At 69.2% G+C, this 17,299-nt stretch carries 17 protein-coding genes; 11 read left to right on the forward strand and 6 right to left on the reverse strand.

Translation table 11 applies throughout. The features are described 5' to 3' along the window. From PV721_RS30870 to PV721_RS30880, 3 genes are all read right to left on the reverse strand, one after another. Window positions 1-1,543, reverse strand: a 1,543-nt coding sequence (locus tag PV721_RS30870) for a hypothetical protein (RefSeq protein ID WP_319730042.1), incomplete at its 3' end; no start/stop codon positions are given. A 158-nt stretch (window positions 1,544-1,701) separates the two neighbouring features. Further along, on the reverse strand, window positions 1,702-3,504 hold the full coding sequence (locus tag PV721_RS30875) for a hypothetical protein (protein WP_319730045.1): 1,803 nt from the start codon (window positions 3,502-3,504) through the stop codon (window positions 1,702-1,704). Window positions 3,505-3,686: 182 nt separating this feature from the next. After that, the gene (locus tag PV721_RS30880) at window positions 3,687-4,259 is read right to left on the reverse strand and encodes a hypothetical protein (protein ID WP_319730048.1); all 573 of its coding nucleotides are present in this window, start codon (window positions 4,257-4,259) and stop codon (window positions 3,687-3,689) included. Between the two features lie 208 nt (window positions 4,260-4,467). Here PV721_RS30880 and PV721_RS30885 point away from each other — a divergent pair, with 208 nt between their 5' ends. The 4 genes from PV721_RS30885 to PV721_RS30900 all read left to right on the forward strand — a co-directional run bounded on the left by PV721_RS30885 (window position 4,468) and on the right by PV721_RS30900 (window position 7,996). Beyond that, the gene (locus PV721_RS30885; RefSeq protein ID WP_319730051.1) at window positions 4,468-4,926 is read left to right on the forward strand and encodes a DUF6166 domain-containing protein; all 459 of its coding nucleotides are present in this window, start codon (window positions 4,468-4,470) and stop codon (window positions 4,924-4,926) included. A 16-nt stretch (window positions 4,927-4,942) separates the two neighbouring features. Then, complete coding sequence (locus PV721_RS30890) at window positions 4,943-6,226, forward strand: hypothetical protein (protein ID WP_319730053.1); 1,284 nt, start codon at window positions 4,943-4,945, stop codon at window positions 6,224-6,226. Between the two features lie 111 nt (window positions 6,227-6,337). Beyond that, window positions 6,338-6,688, forward strand: coding sequence for a hypothetical protein (locus PV721_RS30895; protein WP_319730056.1), 351 nt, complete (start codon window positions 6,338-6,340; stop codon window positions 6,686-6,688). Window positions 6,689-6,769: 81 nt separating this feature from the next. Continuing rightward, window positions 6,770-7,996 (forward strand): hypothetical protein, encoded by a 1,227-nt coding sequence (locus tag PV721_RS30900; protein WP_319730057.1) that lies wholly within the window; start codon window positions 6,770-6,772, stop codon window positions 7,994-7,996. Window positions 7,997-8,065: 69 nt separating this feature from the next. Here the strand turns inward: PV721_RS30900 and PV721_RS30905 are convergent, their stop codons facing one another. Beyond that, entirely contained in the window at window positions 8,066-8,818 is a 753-nt protein-coding gene (locus tag PV721_RS30905) for a tetratricopeptide repeat protein (RefSeq protein ID WP_319730059.1), read from the reverse strand. A 4-nt stretch (window positions 8,819-8,822) separates the two neighbouring features. Here PV721_RS30905 and PV721_RS30910 point away from each other — a divergent pair, with 4 nt between their 5' ends. Further along, window positions 8,823-9,020 carry a hypothetical protein gene (locus PV721_RS30910; RefSeq protein ID WP_319730061.1) on the forward strand — a complete coding sequence of 66 codons (198 nt, stop codon included), beginning with the start codon at window positions 8,823-8,825 and terminating at the stop codon, window positions 9,018-9,020. Window positions 9,021-9,401: 381 nt separating this feature from the next. Beyond that, the gene (locus PV721_RS30915; RefSeq protein WP_319730062.1) at window positions 9,402-9,683 is read left to right on the forward strand and encodes a hypothetical protein; all 282 of its coding nucleotides are present in this window, start codon (window positions 9,402-9,404) and stop codon (window positions 9,681-9,683) included. Here the strand turns inward: PV721_RS30915 and PV721_RS30920 are convergent. Beyond that, window positions 9,670-10,005: a hypothetical protein gene (locus PV721_RS30920; protein WP_319730064.1), complete on the reverse strand. Its 336-nt coding sequence runs from the start codon at window positions 10,003-10,005 to the stop codon at window positions 9,670-9,672. The two genes, PV721_RS30915 and PV721_RS30920, sit on opposite strands and share 14 nt — an antisense overlap. 468 nt (window positions 10,006-10,473) lie before the next feature. Between PV721_RS30920 and PV721_RS30925 the strand changes: the two genes are divergently transcribed. The 4 genes from PV721_RS30925 to PV721_RS30940 all read left to right on the forward strand — a co-directional run bounded on the left by PV721_RS30925 (window position 10,474) and on the right by PV721_RS30940 (window position 14,482). Continuing rightward, a complete protein-coding gene (locus tag PV721_RS30925; RefSeq protein ID WP_319730065.1) occupies window positions 10,474-11,712 on the forward strand; it encodes an MFS transporter in 1,239 nt (412 codons plus the stop codon). Window positions 11,713-11,807: 95 nt separating this feature from the next. Further along, on the forward strand, window positions 11,808-12,209 hold the full coding sequence (locus tag PV721_RS30930) for a hypothetical protein (RefSeq protein ID WP_319730068.1): 402 nt from the start codon (window positions 11,808-11,810) through the stop codon (window positions 12,207-12,209). A gap of 216 nt (window positions 12,210-12,425) precedes the next feature. Continuing rightward, window positions 12,426-13,661, forward strand: a complete 1,236-nt coding sequence (locus PV721_RS30935; protein ID WP_319730070.1) for a cupin domain-containing protein — start codon at window positions 12,426-12,428, stop codon at window positions 13,659-13,661. Window positions 13,662-14,050: 389 nt separating this feature from the next. Continuing rightward, window positions 14,051-14,482, forward strand: a complete 432-nt coding sequence (locus tag PV721_RS30940; RefSeq protein WP_319730072.1) for a peptidase inhibitor family I36 protein — start codon at window positions 14,051-14,053, stop codon at window positions 14,480-14,482. Window positions 14,483-14,712: 230 nt separating this feature from the next. On the opposite strand, the gene PV721_RS30945 is transcribed toward PV721_RS30940, so the two are convergent. Next, window positions 14,713-15,588, reverse strand: a complete 876-nt coding sequence (locus PV721_RS30945; RefSeq protein WP_319730076.1) for a hypothetical protein — start codon at window positions 15,586-15,588, stop codon at window positions 14,713-14,715. Between the two features lie 341 nt (window positions 15,589-15,929). On the opposite strand from PV721_RS30945, the gene PV721_RS30950 reads away from it, so the two are divergent. Then, window positions 15,930-17,144, forward strand: a complete 1,215-nt coding sequence (locus tag PV721_RS30950) for an IS110 family transposase (RefSeq protein ID WP_319730078.1) — start codon at window positions 15,930-15,932, stop codon at window positions 17,142-17,144. Window positions 17,145-17,299 lie beyond the last annotated feature (155 nt).

The following is a 17,299-nucleotide window of genomic DNA, read 5'->3' on the forward strand; positions in this document are numbered from 1 at the left end:
GTGCGGGCAGGGGGCAGGTGAGGGGGAGGACGCGTTCGGTGAGCTGCCCGGTGAGGTGGGTGTCGGTGAGGGCGGCGTCGGTGAGCCAGTCCGCTGCGGTCAGCTGGTCGGCCAGGCACTCCAGTTCACCGGCACCGGCCGGGACCAGGGCGGCGAGTGTGTTCAGGGCGATGCCGTGGCCGCCGGGCCCCAGGCGTCCTGATGTGCTTGTCTGGGTGGCCAGTGTCAGCGCGAGCAGCCGGGTGGCGGAGGTGGCCTTGGCCTTGCGGAGTTTCTTGTCCGAGATGACCTTCTGGGCCCAGCCGGAGAGCTTGGGCCGCATCTGCTTGCCGAACGTGAACGGGCCCGTCCCGTCCCCTTGGGGCGCAAGGGAGGGGACGGTGATCGGGGTGGCGTTCTCCGGCCGGGAGGCGAGCAGGTCGCCGGCCGTGCCGGGAAGCACCAGCCAGCCGCAGCCCGTCAGGTTCTCGACCAGGTCCTGCGGATCGGTCAGGCCCAGCGCGGTGAGGTCCTGGCCGACGAGGTTGCCGGTGCCGGTGTGCGCGGTGCGCAGGGTCAGCATCAGCACCAGCAGCCGTGCGTCGGGGCCGGACAGCGGGGTGTGGTCGGCTACGTACGCGAGGACGGAGCGCGCGTGCTCCCACTGCCCCGGGACAGTCAGCAGCCGGGTCACGGCCGGCCCGTCGCCGTCGGCGATGCCGCCGGTGCGCTGCTGGTGCTGGAGACGGGCGGCGGCAGCGGCCTGCTCGGCCCGCCGGGCCTCCCACCGCAGGGGCCCCTCGCTGGTGACGTCGGCCCAGGTGGTGAAGGCACGGGCCTTGCGTTCCTGGAGGTCGGCAAGCAGCGCCAGGTCGGGCTCGTCGCGCTGCTGGTAGGCGCGGAAGAGATTGCCGAGTTCGATGAGTTCGTCCCGCAGGACGACGGGCCGCAGATCGAGGGGGATGATCCGCTGGGCGATCTTCGCCTGTGGCGGGCGGCACCGCGCCGGTGTGGCGCGGGGAGCCGGGACCGGGCCGGCGGCCTGGTGGTCGGAGAACTGCGGCACACCCGCGCCCGCTGCCGCGCCCGTGCCCTCTGCCGGGGCAGCCGCCGGGGCCGGGGCCGGGTGGTCTGCGGCCGTGGGCGCTGAGGTGGCCGCAGTCTTCGCACCGGGAGTGGCGGCCGCGCATCGCGAGCAGCACTCCATGACCTGCCACCAGCGGCCTTCCCGGTCGGTGACCACGGCCAAGACGACCGGGCCGCCGCACCGCCAGGGTTCCGTACGCTTTCGGCCGATGTCGGGCAGATGGGTGTGGCAATCCGCCAGCCGGCACGCGCAGTACGCCGTGGCTCGCGGGGCGGGGGCGGCGCGCAGGTGGGCCTTGATGTGAGCGACCGCGGCCGCACGGCCGGCGGCCGCGGACGGAAGGCGCTGCTCGGCACAGGCGGGCCGGCTGCACGAGACACGCACCGCCGTACTGCCCCGCCCGGCGGCGTCCAGGCGCACCGTCCAACGACGTCCCGGCACTCGTTCGTCCAGCTCGCTCACTGCAGCCTGCGTCATCCCGGTCTCTCTCCCGCCCTGTATCTCCGATACTCGCCGCCCCCGCCGCGCGCCGGGCGGCCGTGTGCGGGCGGCGTGGACACCGTATTGGGGCGCGGAGGTCGAAGGCTGCTGAACTCGCCCTGTGCGAACGGCGTGAATCGCGAAGGCCCGGTGTCCTATGTGGTCGCGGGTTTGCCGTCCAGGGAGTCGAGGAACTCGCCGAAGGTGACCTTGGTGTCGTTGTACTCGAAGGTCATGGCGGTGGCGAGCGCCTCCCACCGGCCGACGCTGCGCCCGCAGTGTTCCAGCAGGATGTTCAGCGCGACCTCGGGTTCCTGGCGGGCGAGGACCTCGTCGGCGGGGAGCTGGCGCAGGTGCTCCAGAGTGCGGTGCCGGGACTTGACCACGGCCCGGTAGATCTCGGAACGGGAGAGGGTCTCCTCGGCGGCGGGGGAGTCCAGCCACGACTGCAGGACGGCTGCGGGGTCGGGGTGCTGGGCGAGGTCGTCGTCACTGAGCAGCCGCAGCACCCCGTCGTCCTCGTCTGGGGGTGCCGGGACGGCGGCCGCCGCCTCCAGGAACCAGGTCGGTCCTTCGATCTTCTCGGCGATCCAGGCCAGCTCGGCGGGGTGCAGCGCGTTCAAGGCGTCGGTGGCGGCGGCGTGCGGGGTGTGCGGGTTGGCGGCCAGCACGGCCAGAGCCGCGACGCGGCGGTGCTCGGAGTGGCGTTCCAGGAGCCGGGCCGGGCGGTCGTAGTCGGCGGGGCGGCTGTCTGGGATGACGCGGATCAGAGTCCGGGCCGGGGCGGGGGAGACGACGGCCGGCTGGTCCAGGGCGGCGAGCTGGGCGCAGGCGCCCGCGAGGTGGCCAGGGTTGACGCTGAGGAGGGCCAGGTCCTCGGCGAGGTGCCGCACGCGCCCGTCGAACTCGTAGTCGCTCTCCTGCTTCTCGGTCACCTGGAGCAGCTCACCGCGGACCACGGCCGCGTCGGCGGCCGCGTGCAGCTGCTCGGCGGCGAGGAAAGCCAGGCGCGGGTTGGTCTCGACGCGGCGGGCGATGTGGTGCAGGGTCCTGCGGGCCGTCACCTGCGGGTTGGGCAGGTCGGCCAGCTCGGGCAGGCACAATGCCGGCAGGCAGGCCCGCAGCAGATCCTCGCTGAGAGCGGGGGCCGGCTCTTCGGCGGGGAGGTCCTCGCCAGGGGCTTCATCGCCGGGCAGGTATCCGGCGGCGCGGGTTCGGGCTTCTTCCGCAGCCTGGATCTCGGCCTGGTCCAGGAGCAGGTGCTGGACGGCCACCCCGAGCGTGGGGTGCGCGACAAGCTCCTCCCACCGCTCGGGACACCGGGCGAGCATCGCCCAGGCGCTGCGGCCTCCCAGTTCCAGCGACCAGTCCTTCCCATACGCGGACACGGCCTCCCAGCCCTCTTCGGGTTCCGGGTGGAGCAGGTACGCGGCCAGCGGAGTCAGGGACGCCTCGAGGACGGCATCGAACAGTGCCTGCGGCACCGGCGGAGCCGGGGCGGCCCCTTCGGTGCGGGTGTACTGGTCGGGATCCCAGTCCCGTACGACCCGCTCCACTTCGTGGTCGGCCAGGCGCGGCAGGAGTGCGACCGCGGCCTCGACTTGGCTGGGGTGCCGGGCCAGACCGGAGATCAGCCCGGCCCACAGGCGGCGGTGCCGCAGGATGGCGGGTACGTCATCGGTGGTCACCGTGCCCTCGGCCGCCAGGGCGGCGAGCAGCTTCTCGTCACCGTGGACCAGGAGCCGGCCCCGCAACCGCTTGGCCGACGTCCGCGCCAGCAGCGCCGGCAGCGCCGCCGTGAGGGCTTCCTCCCGCCACTGGTCACCCCGAGAGTCGAAGCCGTCCGGGCACTTCGCCGGGGAGCACAGGGCCTCGATCACCGTCTTGAGGGCTTCCTTGGGGAGGTCCTCGCTCATCGCGAGCTCCCGCCACAGCGGGTACGTACGGGCACTGACCATCCTCGGATCCCCTCCCACGCCTGACCCGGCGTCCCCGCCCGGTCGCCATCCGTCCAACGACCGTACGGCGCACTCAGGCCCGGGCGAGGCACGATCCACGAAGTCGGTTCGCTCTCACGCGCCGCGCGCCGGCCGGGTTCCTGGCCAGGTGCTTGTTCGCGGTGCGGTGGGATGGCAGCTGTTCAGTCGTGACCCCAGGCTGCCTGGAAGTCACGTTGCCTGGCCTCCGCGTCGCGGCTGTCGGGGTCGTCCGCGCTCAGGGCGATGATGCGCCACACCGTGGCTTCGCAGTCCTCGAGCCAGCGGCGGCCCAGATAGGGGTCGGTGTCCTCGCTCCCGTGCAGGCGTTTGGCAAGCACCGGGCCAAGTACCTTGGCGGCCGCGGCGTGGTCTTCGTCGGTCATCTTCTCGAAGACGAACTGGAAATGCAGTGCCAGGGACTCACCATGACCGCGCAGAGCCGCACACACATGATGCTGAGAGTTTCCCGGCAGCAGGGCGAACCCGTTCTCTCCGGCAGCCTCGCCCAGGCTCCACCAGAAGCGGCTCTCGTCGTGGCCCGGAAGGGGAAGCAGTTCGATCAGGCGGAGTAGATGAGTGGTTTCGGCGAACACGCGTGAGTCGGCGGCCTCGATCGCGGCGGCGCGGGTCACACGGTCGAGGGGCAGATCCCCGACCGGCTTGTCCGGATCCATGTTCAGCATTCGGCGGAAGTAGTCACCGGTCGACGGGCTGTACGGCCTGGGCAGCATCATGCTCCTCGTACTGAAGTGTTCGGGCGCCGATTTCTACCCGCCCACGTGGGGGCTTCACCCCGATGGTCGATTCTGCCGGGATACACCCCGCCGGGAACGTCAGCTCGAATCCTTCACGCCACGCGCCTGACCGATCGCGCCCTGTCGGCCCGCACCCGTGTCCGGCAAGGTGAGAACGCACGCAAAGATCACGGGAGGCGGAGCCAGCATGGCGTACGAGGACCGCACCTATCACGGCATCCCCCGCACGAAGGAGCAGACCGCGCGCCTCCTCGTCGAGAGCCCGGAAGACGGCCCGACCCAGCGGCTGAAACTCACCGTGCTACGCGAACTCAGGGCCAAGGACGAGGCACAGCTCGGAGGGTTCGGCTGGGGCTACAACGGCAGCGGCACCAGCAGAGCCGCCGCTGCGATCCTCGCCGACGCCCTCGACCTCGGTGACCCCATCAAGGCCGGCATCTCCTTCTGCGAATGGCCCCAGGACGACATCCTCATCCGCCTCCGCGAGGACTTCTGCATCGAGGTGCTCTCCCAGTTCTGCGACGAATGGCGGCTGCGCCGCGGCGTCATCGTTCGCTGGGCCCACAGCTGGTTCATCCAGCACGGCATCACCGAACTACCCGGCGCTCTCCGGGACCTCCCGCCACTCGAGAACATCGACGCCTGACCTACATACGGGGGACTTGGTGGTAATTCGAAAGCCCGGCAAGGCAGAAGCCCGGCCTGTACGGATCCTCCGCGACCTTGCCGCAACGAAACCGTCCCGGTTCGCCGGTGCGGAGCACCGGGACGGATGGGTCCTGTACCGGTGGACGACCGAGTTCGGGAAGGTCGTGCTCGCCTACCCCATCGACGACCACGCAATGGTGTTCCCGGATGCGAGCCTGCTGGAGAAGATCGCGCCCGAGGCGGCCGCCATGGTGGTGGTGGAGGCTGACTACGACATCCTGCACGGCCCGAACCTGGAGGCTGTCGACGCGAAGGAGGGCAAGCGCTACGGGACGGACTGGCAGCGCCTGGAGAAGGTACTGGGCACGCCCGCCCCGTACTGGCACCACACCGTGCGGCATCCGGAGCTGATGACGGCCTGGCGGCCCGGCGCCGCCACCCTCCACGTACCGGCCATCACCCGCCCGGACCCCGCGCCGCTGCTGCGCCTGGCCGCCGAGGAAGCAGACGGCTCCCACGCGGCCGCGGCCGCTCTCGACACGGCCCGCCGCACCATCTGGTCCAGCGCGGAGAGCTGCCGCAAGCAGCTCGCCGACTACGTCGACTCCAGCGAACACCTCGCCCACATCGCGGTCGCCGCCCGTCCCCTGGTCCCCCCAGAGCCCCCGACCGTCGCAAAGGAGATCCTGCGCGACGGCTGGAGGAGCATCCTGAACCGCACTGACACCCTGGCCGCGGAATGCGCCCGGCTCGGACAGGTGCTCGGCGGAAGCGAATACAACCCTGGCTCCTGCAAGGTCACCGTCGACCCGTCCTCCTGCGCCCAGGCCGCGCAGTGGGCCTCACGTCTTCAGCCCAGCCCCCGAATCGCGCTCGCCACCTACCTCGGCGACGACCGCGACCAGGACATCCTCATCGACCCCGTGACCGATATGCCCGCCGTACACACCCGCGGCGGAAAGATCGAGACCGTCGCCCCGCAACGGCTGCCGGCGCACTCCCCGCTCGCCACGCTGACCATCGGGAACGCCTCGGTCTGGGTCACGACCACCGACGGAACCGTGTTCCTGGCCCCACAGCGCGGCGGCGGATACACCTACGGATACGGAGGCGGAGGACCGACCGCCCTGGCCCGCCTCATCGACCTGCTCCTCAAGGACATCACGCACCCCGCACCCGGCTACGAAGCCGAGCGACCGCCAGCAGGACTGGACCACGCCACCGAGGAAGGTTGGAAGGACCGCCGGCCCCCCTTCACCCTGACCCGGGCCGAACTCGAAGCGCTGCGCGACGGATGAGCGGGTGGGGCCAGCCCTGCCGGGGCCGGCACTCGCCCGCCTTCGCCGGCGGATCACGGCGTCGCAGCACACAGAATTCGACTGGCGGATCCCGACGTGAAGGAGACGACCATGACTGATGACGAGCAGCAGCTTGCCGCCCTCCTCAACGACCTTCCCGGCCACGACGACGCACGGTTCTGGCGGGGACTCAAAGAAGCCGCGGGTATCTACCGCATACGCTCGACGATGTCCTCAGCCGTCCAGGAGGCGCAGGAGGGCGACTTCGAACCGCTCGCCGAGTTCGTCCTCGAGGTCTTCAACCGCGATACCCGACTCAAGGACATCACCGCGGCCCTCGCCACCCACCTCGGCAGCACCCTGAGGGCCCGCGCCTGGATCACCGACGCCATCGCAGCCGCTGACCGCGTCAACCGGACCCACGTTGAAGACCCCCTCGACGCACTCACCGACAAGTGGTGAAGACGCTGGTCGAACCTGCCGAGAGGAGCAGGACCTCTCGGGTAGTGCATCCCGCAGGAACCAGTCCAGGAGGAGGAGAACGTGGGTAAGGCGAGCCGCGGCAAGAAGCAGCGAAACCGCGATACCGCGGGCACTTGGAGTGCCGCCAAGGCAGCCCGTACGGCACATCAGGCGCGGGCGGACACCCGAAAGCTTCTGCGGGACAACGTGTGGGTACACGCGATGCTGGCGTCCAACCTGAACAACCGCATGGCGGAGCTGAAAGCGGTGCTGGACCACAGCGACTTGCCTGAGCAGCATCGGGAGAACCTGGCGTTCGCGATGATGATCGGCAAGCAGGGCTGGAAGCCCCCGTGGCCACCTGGCCCGGCCCAAGCGGCACAGTGGCAGAGCCAGCAGGTTCTTCACCTTCTGGCCCAGGCCGAGGTACTTGTCATTTCGCCGGCCGCGCACGCGGCGGTCATGGCCGCAGCCTCCACTCTGGAACCCGCCGATGTCGCAACACTCGACAAGGACCGCGACATCCTCATCCCGACAGGCGTGCTGGTACTACCCGAACCGGTCATCGTGGAGAACCGCGGCGGATCACTGTCCGACATCCGCGCCTTCGGCTGGCAGCCCGTCACCCAGCACCAGGTGCTCCCCGACGCCCAGTACCCCGGCACCCAGCTCACCTGCTTCATGGACCGCGACGGACCCGTCCAGCCCGAGTCCTGGCGCATGGCGGTCGCCCAGGCCCGTGCCACAGGATCGCCGCTTCCACCGCTCGTCCCCGACGGCATTTACGGGCTGCGGGCCGACGGCGCCCTCTCCGCCGCGAGCAGCGAACAGCACACTTCGCTGTCCGAGGAACACCGCAGCCTGAACACGGCCCTGAACCAAGTCGCCCAGTACAACGCACTGCCGCCGGAGGAGGGCCAGTGGGACGGTGGGCGAATCGTCGACGTCTACGACGATTTCGCTCTCCGCTACGCATTCGCATTCTGGCGGCTGGCCGCCCAAGGCGTCACCGTCCTCGGATCCCCACGAGAGCCCGGCACGCACACTCACCAGACGCGGCCAGGAGAGACTCGCCCCACCCCGGACGTGCGCGTCATCCGCCTCGCCCACCAAATCCCCGCGCAGCGCTCAGCCGAGGACGACGGCTCGAGCCGCGCCTACCACCACCGGTGGACCGTTCGGATGCACAAGGTCCGCCAGTGGTACCCCAGCGCCCAAGAACACCGGCTGATCTGGCGCGGCCCCTACATCAAGGGACCTGCCGACGCCCCGTTCATGATCGGAGAAAAAGCCTACGCAGTGGATTGAGGCTCGGCGAGGCCCGCGCAGGCCATTCGCTCGACGTCGATGCGGTTGACCACACGGCCAGGTCGACCTCTACCGTGAGAGACCTTCGAGCCAAGTTGCCACCCGTAGAGATCGCTGTAGACCGGCCTTGACCGCCATGGGATCGGTCTCTGCGAGTGCGTGGAAAATCCTGGTGGCTTCCTGGACGGCGGCGAGGCCTTCCTCCCTTCGCCCCATCTGACCCAGCCAGATGGACAGGTTGTGTAGGGCCCAGGCGAGGTTGGAGAGGTAGGCATCGGAGCCTGTGTCCACCAGTGCTTGATAGTGGCCGACGGTCTCTTGGATGGTGGCCAGGCCTTCCTCCATGCGCCCTACCTCACGCAGCCAGTTGGACTGGTTTATCAGGGAGCGGGCGAGATCGGGGAGGTAGGCTTCGGGGTTCGCGTCTGCTAGTGCGCGGCGGATCTGGGTGGCCTCCTGGCTGGCGGCGAGGCCATCTTCCTCCCCGCGCCCCCTTTCACCCAGATGGGCGGACAGATTGTTCAGCGCGGTGGCGAGGGCGGTTCGGATGCGGGCGGCTGTGGCGGGGGTCAGCAGTGCGTACAGGTACAGGGTGGCGGCGTCGTAGCCGTAGGGGGCGCTGCCCCATCCCTCCCAGTCCAGGATGTGCGGGCCGCGGGTGACGTTGCTGTAGTGGAGGTCGCCGTGGGCAGTAGTCCAGACGATGTCCTCGACCTGGTGGCCGGTGAACTCGGGGATGACGCGGCGCAGGTACTCCTCCCGTACGGCCTCGCGGTCCGTCGACGGCGGTACGTCGGCGAGGGCGTCCAGGGCGGCGACCATCTCCTTGGCGCTGTCCCTGCCCGCCCGCGAGGAGCGCCGCCTCCCGCAGGCCGCACGGATTCTGCGGCACCACTCCGCCGGTCTTCTGCTGACCCTGCTCCTCGCCGAACAGGGCGGCTCCCACCCGTCCCTGACGGTGCCGGGCGAAGCCGCCGAGGAAGGAGCCGCCGGCCTGCACACGCGGGTCCCCGCCCGCGGCTGAAGCCGCATCCGACAGGGCGGGCACCCCCCTCGGTGCCCGCCCTGGACCCGACCGCCACCACAGGACCCGGACGAACCACTGCTCCCACAGGCTTCCACCGCGGCCGCGACAAACCGGAGCGGGCGGAACCGGGCCGAAGGCACGACGCCGGACCCCCCCCGGCCATCGGCTTGAAGGTCCCCCCGGAGCGGCCCACCGTGACCCCGACCGTCGCCGGCCACCAGACCCCGGAGACCGGCGGCAAGTCCCGCCGCACCTCCGAGGCAGGATGCCCGCGCACACCGGTACCACCACGCGATCGGCCACGCGCGGGCCCTCCGGGGGATCCCCGGCCCCCACACACAAGACCCATCACCATCGACCGTCCCAGTGAGGTTTCGCGTGCCCCGCACCACCCCCAACCCGACCACCCGAACCCCTGCCACCCCGACCGCCCAGGAGGAAGCGAACACACCGGCCATGAGCGACGGACCGTCGAAAACCGTCAAGGTCATGGCGATCCTCATCGCCGTCCTCACCGGAGCCCTCGGCGCACTCATCGCCCTCCTGCTCACCCGTCACCTCGGGGCGAGTGCACTCATCGCGATCGGGGCGGCCGGTGCCACCTTCCTCGGCGTCACCGGCACGGTGAGGTACATCGAGGAGAAGCTCAACCTCCTATGACCCCAAGACGCCGCTCGCACAGTTCCGCCTTGTACGAGGCAACCAGCACATCCTCGGCGTGCCCGACGTCCTCCTCCGCGACCGCCTCGCCTTGTCCATCCACGACGGCGCGTTCTCCGGCATGGACCTCACCGCCCATCACCCGCGTACCATCGAGCTGCTGTCCACCGTGAAGTCCATGGTGCAGACCCCCGCCGCTGGAGAACTCCGGTACGAGCTGACCTGCAACGGACTGGGGGCCGCCGAGGCCAAGGGCAGCGAGGACCGTCGCCAGCGCGCCGTGGCGGCCGACAGAGGACAGCACCTCCAGCGGGGCGCGCACCGGCACCTACCGGACCGCGACCATCAGCCACCGGGCCGGCGCGGCCGCGCTGGGCGATTCCGTGCTGTTCCTGGACTGGGATGGACGCGGCTACCAGCTAGCGCAAGGTGCAGGGGAACGGATTTCCGATCAAGGGCAATCCCAACTTCAAATCAGGTGGCGGAGATTGCCATCCAACGCGGCCGGTGAGCGGCCGCGGTGGCGCCCGAGGGTCGTCGACGAGCACGCCGGACTCGAGTACCGGCCCGCCGGCACCGCCCTGCAGGAGTGGGGTACTGGCACTGCTTACGGCGCCGTGGGCCCCGGGGCTACACCTGGTGCTGCCCACGCCGGACGCCGAGCGGGCAAGCCGAGCTGGTGGATCGGCTCCGGCGGGCGGCCCGCAGCCTTTCTGGCCGACGACGTACTCGGTGTTGCTGGCTATTTTCAGTGTGGTGGCTGTGTTGGGGCGGGTGGCATCATCGGCGGATGCTTCGTACCCCAAGTCTTGTTCTGTCGGTGGTGGCGGCGACGTACGGACTGTCCGCGATGGGTGACCAGATGGCGATGGTCGCCCTGACGCTTCGGCTGCATGACCAGGGCGAGTCCGGGGCTGTGATCTCGGTGCTGGTGATCGCGAGCGTGGTGCCCATCGTGGTGATCGGCCCGCTGATCGGTCCGTTGATCGACCGGGTGGAGAGCGGAAGGTTGATCGTCGTTGTGACCGCCTTCCAGGCTGTGGTGGCAGCGGCCCTGGCCGTGGTCGACAACACGGCCGCCACAATCGCACTGCTGGCACTTTTGGGGGCCGGGCTGGCGATCGTCTCTCCGGCCCTGCAGTTGGTGGTCCCCGAGATCATGGGGGAGGACGAGACCGCCCGCGGCTACGCCCGCCTGGACACGTTCAAGTCGCTGGGAAGTGTGGCGGGGCCAGCACTGGCCGGTGTCCTCGTCGCAGCGTTCGACGATCGCATCGCCTTGCTGTGCGATGCCGGATCGTTCGCGGTGATGGCCCTCGTCTTCGCCAGCCTGAAGGTCCGGCGCGAGCCGGTTTCCCTCCCGACCAGCCGGCCGCGCTGGGCTGCCCAGGTCCGCGAAGGCGTCGGCGTCCTGGGCCAGGACCGGCTGCTGCGCACGGCGATCCTCTCCCTGGCGTCCGCGATCGTCTTCACGGCGATGCTCAATGTCGCCCGGGTGTTCTTCATCCGTGACGACCTCAACGCCTCGGATGCTGACTATGGGGTCCTGGTCACCGCCCACACGGTGGGAACGCTCGTCGCCGCGGCCCTGGTGGCCCCCCGGGTCCCCCTGTCCTGGCAGCCCCGTGTCCTGGCCGGTTCCGGAGCCCTGATGGGGGCGGGGCTCATCCTCGGCGCGTCCGTGCCCATTTTCGCCATTGTTCTCATCGCATTCATCCTGACCGGTATGGCCAACGCATTGCAGAGCCTGGCCATCAGGAATCTGATCCACGGCCGAGTGAACACCGAGGTCAGAGGGCGCGCCTTCGCTTCTTCCAGCGCTGCTTTGAACGGCGCCAATCTCACCGGCACGGCACTGGGCGGCCCGGCAGCCGCCCAGCTGGGCGGCGACGGAGCCCTCCAACTGGCTGGAGCCGGAACGTTGCTGGCCAGCCTGGCAGCGGCTCCAGTGCTTTTCCAACGGTCCGAGCAGCAATGTCGAGTTGGCGAGAACTCGTCCCCTGAAGTCGAGGTTGCTAAGGATTCCTGAGCGGTTCGCACAGAGCGGTGTTGACCTTGCTGGGCACCCTGGCTAGTTTCCGTGTGTATTCTCCGCGCATTCAATTGCACAGAGGAGGGACCGTCATGGCCAGCACCATCCCCGAACAACCGGTCACGCGAGAATTGATGCTCCTGGGCGACGCCGCGCCGGGGCGCCGCGGTGATCGCACGGTCGTCGCCGAGTCACATGTCGAGATCGACGTCGTCACCGACGACGCACTGGACCGCTGCATCGAGGCCCTGCGCGCCTCCGACGAGCGGCTCGCTGCCCAGCCCGATTCCCTCTACGACTGGAACCGGACCTGGGTGGAGCGCAGCGACACCGGCGGCGGCAAGGTGATCTTCGACGTCGTCTGGTACGACGAGGAGTTCTTCGAGGACAAGAAGGACACCTACATGTCCCCCGATCACCTGGCCATCTACACCCGCATCGGGGCCGAAGAGGGCTCGCTCTCCGTCAGCCACTGGCGCAAGGTGCCCAGCTGACGGACCACCGTCGCGGATGCTGTCGCATGCTCAGCGTGCGACAGCATCTGTCCGGGCAGACCCGCAAGAACTGGTTTTGGCAGCCCGCGAGGACGCCGCCAGACAGCAATCGGGACGCCCGCCCAACTGCAAGGGTCAGCTTGCCGAATCTACCATCCCGCGAATGGCGGAAAGGCGTAGGCCATACATAACCAAACGGCAGGGAGATGCGCGACCTTGGATGCAACCCCCACCCTAAGCGCGGATTCGTCTGACGATGAGTCTCACTGGAACTTTACCCGACTTATTCAACCGGTCGATCCCCAGATATTCGAGAAGGAGAACTGGGAGCGGAATCCCCTGCACATCGCACGTGGCAATGCGGAGTACTTCTCTGACCTGCTCACACTCGACGATGTGGACTCGCTTCTGTCTTTTTCCGGAAGCTCCCTCGATGGAATCCTGATCGCGAAGAATGACCAAGAGATTCCCGCTGCCAGCCTGGGCGCCTCCGGCCCCCACAGCAAGGTCAACAACCTCGAAGCCCTGTACCGGCACTACCGCGACGGGGCCACCCTCGTCCTCAACGGCCTCGAGCGGCGATGGCCCGCCCTGGCCCGCCTGTGTGACGCGCTCACCGCAGAGTTCAGCGCGCGGTTTCTCGCCAACGTCTACGTGACGCCCGGTGGCAACGAGCAAGGCTTCGGCCGGCACTACGACAACCACGACGTCTTCATCGCACAGGTACACGGAACCAAGCGCTGGTCCCTCTACCACTCGCCACAGCACCTGCCGATGCACGTCCAGGACCGCAGGAACACCGACACCACAGGACCCGAACAGGAGATCATGCTCGCCCCCGGCGACCTGCTCTACCTGCCACGCGGCACAGTTCACGCCGCCACCTCCACGGACACCACATCCGTTCACCTCACCATCGGCGTCCTGCCCATCCTCTGGGCCGACACGCTGCAGCAGGCGCTTGCGCGTCTCATCGCTGACGATGTTCGCTTCCGCACCGCCCTGCCCATCGGATTCGCACACACGCCGGCCCTGCACGCCCAAGTCCGTGACGGCTTCACCGAGCTCATCGACATCCTGAGTACGTCGCTGTCAGCCCAGGACCTCCTCCAGGAGTCACTCCGCAAGGCGCAATCGATCAGCGCCCCTCAACTACGCCATCACCTCGCCGAACTCGACGCTCTCCCCAGCATCGGCCTCGACACCCCCGTGAGGCGACGCACGGCCGCCAGCCCTCTCGTCACCTCGGCCGACACGGCCGTCTGCCTGCATTTTCACAACAAGACCCTCAGGCTCCCAATGAGCCTGTCCGCCGCACTGCGGTATGTCGTGAGCCAGGGAGACGCCCACTTCTGCGCGCGAGCGATCCCCGGCGACCTCACTGCACCACAACGGGTCAACCTAATACGGCAACTGGTCCGCGAAGGGCTGCTCACCACCCCCCGCAGCTAACGATCGCTGGAGGCGGCGGGTGCCTAGATGCTCGCGTGATCAGCCGTTGCGCGGTCGCGGCGCCTATGAAGCTGCGTGACCCGCCCGCGGGGCCCTGTTCCTCAAGATCTGCGACGACTGCGGGCGCGAGCGCCCGCCAGCCGCCCGCCGCGAGGACGGCACCTACGGCGGCCTTGAGGCACTCGCGGCGCACAGGGGTGAAGCGGTGCGCTCCCTGCGATCCAGCAAGGCTGGTGCCTATACGCAGAGGTGCTGTCGCTTTGGGTAATAGCGCTGGCAGGGTGGGCGGGGCGGTGTGGTGTACCCGAGGCTTCCGGCCGCAGAGGAGGCTGGGTGACTGTGCGTCGCTGCTGCTCCACATGGGACAAATCCGATGAAGGAGTCAGTACATGCGTGTTCCCAGGGTTCTCGCGCTCGCCGGTACGACCGTAGCTGTGACGGCGGCGCTGGCCGGTGTCGCCCCTGCCCAGGGCCGGTCCGCGCCGACCGGGGCCGGTTCGGCCGTTACCGCCCCCCGGGACCAGATCCAGTGCCCCCGCGGGTTCGTGTGCATCTATCCCGAGATCGGCTTCGAGGGCCAGCCCTACGTCAAACGCGCTACCGACGGCTCGGTCCGACACCTGCCGGACTACATCCGCGGCAAGGGCAGCTCGGTCATCAACAACAGCAGCCGCACCGCGAGGGTCTACCAAAAGGACAACTACTTCGGCCGGCACGTGTGCGTCGGGGCCGACGGCGGCACCATCGCAGACCTGCGCTCCTACCAGCTCAACGACACCACCCACTCCCTGAAGAACAACACCACACCCTGCGGCGCGTAAGGAGGCGAAGGAGACCAAACGCACGACGCTCTCCCAGAGCGCTCTGGGGGGGGGCAGTACCACCGAGCTGTCCCGCCCCGCACCGACTGTCGAGCTGCTCACACAGCTGGTCGGCCAGCGCCCGAGGCCAGCTGATGCTTCCCGGCCTGAAACCCAGCGCTCTGGTCTTGAATGTGAGTGGTCACAGGGCAAGGCTGCGGAACCGGGGCCGGACCTCCACCCTGGCCCAGTCATAGACCCGCGGGCCGTGGGCGCCGTTCCCGCAGGAACCCGACCTCCTCGGCGAGGCTTGCATCCGCTTGGTCGAACGGGCGGTGCCCGGCGGTGCGCCACAGGACGAGAGCGCCCAGGACCATGCCTCGGGCCTGGAGCGGGACCAGCATGAGCGAGGTCGCCGCCGGGGGAAGGATGAGCCGGATGCGATCCTCCTCCCCGGCGAGCACTGTGCGTAGCTCACTCAGGTCCGGGAGGAAGACCGCCGTGCCCCCACGCAGGTGCGCGCTCTCCACGCTGCCGAGCCGGATGATGTCTTCTGGGGCGTGGTTCTCGGAGGGCCACCCGCCGTCGGCGGCCCTGACGGCGACACGCCGCATCGGAGCGCCGGTGACAAGATCCCCCGGCTCCTCGCCGAGCAGTACGGGTTCGGTGAGGTCCACGGCCGCCAGATCGGCGAACGCGGGGACCAGCACGCCGGTCAGCTGCTCAGCGTTTCGCACCATGTCGAGGGAGCTGCCGATCTCCGAGGCGGCCGAGTTGATCAACGCCAGCCGTTCGACCGCGCGCGGGTCCGCGGGCGGTGGGGGAAGCTCGCGGCGGACGTCACCCGCCTGGGTGATCGGTACGGGGTGAGCGCGGTCAGAGGCACTCAGTCGCAGCAGGAAACGGGCGGAGGAACCCTCCATGAGAGCGATGACGTCGACGTGGGCCGCCAGGTAGTCGCCCTCTGGCCGCACCAGCCGGGCATGCGCATGGCGCCGGGCGCCTCCCACGGCTCCAGCGACCAGGCGTGCCCACAGCGAGGGGTCCGCGAAGAGCGCGCCGATGTCCGGCAGACATCTCGGGGGAACGGCAGCCCCTGACAGGGCGCCAGTTATCTTTCGAGTCATGCCGGATCATCGGCGTCGAGCCTGGCAGCAACCCATCCCGGGCCGCAGAAGAACTCTCACAGTTGTCTTTTTCGCGGTCCTGCAATGGGGCCGCTGGCCTCCGGGCCCGGTATGGCTGTGTCCCCTCTGTCGAAGTGATGGCCTGGGGGGTGGTGTCGCCGGGCCCGTGGGGTGCCGTCGGGCCCGTGGGGTGCCGTCGGAGACGCTGATGAGAGACCCGGCCACCGCCCGGCCCGGCGCAATGCCGGGCAGAGACGTGGGCGGCAGGTCTGCATAACGTGGATGCGCGAGCACGGCGCCAACGCCGAGGCCAGCCAGGTCAACCACCCGGGAGGGGTGCGATGTTAAATACCGGCGATGTGGGCGTCTTCCTGGGTATGGACGTCGGCAAGACAGCTCACCACGGCCACGGGCTGACGCCGACGGGCAAGAAGGTCTTCGACAAACCGATGCCCAACAGCGAACCGAACCTGCGGGCTGTCTTCGACAAGCTGATCGCGAAGTTCGGCACGGTGCTGGTGATCGTGGACCAGCCCGCATCGATCGGGGCTCTGCCGCTGACCGTCGCCCGTGACGCAGGCTGCGAAGTCGCCTACCTGCCCGGACTCGCGATGCGGCGGATCGCTGATCTGTATCTGGGCGAGGCGAAAACGGACGCGAAGGACGCGGCGGTCATCGCGGACGCCGCCCGGACGATGCCCCATGTCCTGCGTTCGCTGGAGCTGACCGACGAGGTCACTGCCGAGCTCACGGTGCTGACCGGCTTCGACCAGGACCTCGCCGCCGAAGCCACCCGCACCAGCAACCGGATACGCGGCCTGCTCACCCAGTTCCACCCCTCGCTGGAGCGCGTACTCGGACCCCGGCTGGACCACCGGGCCGTCACCTGGCTCCTCGAACGCTACGGCTCCCCGGCCGCCCTGCGGAAAGCCGGCCGCCGCAGGCTCGTCGAACTCATCCGCCCGAAGGCTCCGCGGATGGCCGTCCGGCTGATCGACGAGGTCTTCGACGCTCTCGACGAACAGACCGTCGTGGTCCCGGGAACCGGGACTCTCGACATCGTGATCCCGTCCCTGGCCGCTTCCCTCGCGGCGGTTCACGACCAGCGCCGGGCCTTGGAAGCGCAGATCAGCAGCCTGCTGGAGGCTCACCCTCTTCACCAGGTCCTGACCTCGATGCCGGGAGTCGGCGTCAGGACCGCTGCCGTCCTGCTGGTCACCGTCGGCGACGGCACCAGTTTCCCCAGCGCCGCCCACCTCGCCTCCTACGCCGGGCTCGCGCCGACGACGAAGTCGTCCGGGACCTCGATCCACGGCGAACACGCACCCAGAGGCGGAAACCGGCAGCTCAAACGCGCCATGTTCCTCTCCGCCTTCGCCTGCATGAACGCCGACCCGGCCTCCCGCACCTACTACGACAGACAAAGAGCCCGCGGGAAAACCCCCACCCAGGCCCTCCTCCGCCTCGCCCGCCAACGCATCAGCGTCCTGTTCGCCATGCTCCGCGACGGCACCTTCTACGAGTCCAGAACCCCCGCCATCACCCTCGCCGCATGACCACCCCAAACAGCCCCATACCCGGCACCACGTCCTTGACGAAGGACATAGAGACACCCCCCCCGCCCTCGCCATAACCCAACCAACGAGCCCGAGACATCTAACTCACCAGCATTGCGGCTAGGCGACCGCAGCCCGCTCCCGCGATGCCGCCT

It is taken from the genome of Streptomyces sp. MB09-01 (genome assembly GCF_033794505.1).
Taxonomy (GTDB): Bacteria; Actinomycetota; Actinomycetes; order Streptomycetales; family Streptomycetaceae; genus Streptomyces.

What these genes read in the sequence shown, in the direction of transcription:
- PV721_RS30895 (WP_319730056.1), top strand. Translation starts at nt 6,338, where the DNA reads ATGACTGATGACGAGCAGCAGCTTGCCGCCCTCCTCAACGACCTTCCC.
- PV721_RS30930 (WP_319730068.1), top strand. Translation starts at nt 11,808, where the DNA reads ATGGCCAGCACCATCCCCGAACAACCGGTCACGCGAGAATTGATGCTC.
- PV721_RS30925 (WP_319730065.1), top strand. Translation starts at nt 10,474, where the DNA reads ATGCTTCGTACCCCAAGTCTTGTTCTGTCGGTGGTGGCGGCGACGTAC.
- PV721_RS30945 (WP_319730076.1), bottom strand. Translation starts at nt 15,588, where the DNA reads ATGACTCGAAAGATAACTGGCGCCCTGTCAGGGGCTGCCGTTCCCCCG.
- PV721_RS30905 (WP_319730059.1), bottom strand. Translation starts at nt 8,818, where the DNA reads ATGGTCGCCGCCCTGGACGCCCTCGCCGACGTACCGCCGTCGACGGAC.
- PV721_RS30875 (WP_319730045.1), bottom strand. Translation starts at nt 3,504, where the DNA reads ATGGTCAGTGCCCGTACGTACCCGCTGTGGCGGGAGCTCGCGATGAGC.
- PV721_RS30940 (WP_319730072.1), top strand. Translation starts at nt 14,051, where the DNA reads ATGCGTGTTCCCAGGGTTCTCGCGCTCGCCGGTACGACCGTAGCTGTG.
- PV721_RS30885 (WP_319730051.1), top strand. Translation starts at nt 4,468, where the DNA reads ATGGCGTACGAGGACCGCACCTATCACGGCATCCCCCGCACGAAGGAG.
- PV721_RS30950 (WP_319730078.1), top strand. Translation starts at nt 15,930, where the DNA reads ATGTTAAATACCGGCGATGTGGGCGTCTTCCTGGGTATGGACGTCGGC.
- PV721_RS30880 (WP_319730048.1), bottom strand. Translation starts at nt 4,259, where the DNA reads ATGATGCTGCCCAGGCCGTACAGCCCGTCGACCGGTGACTACTTCCGC.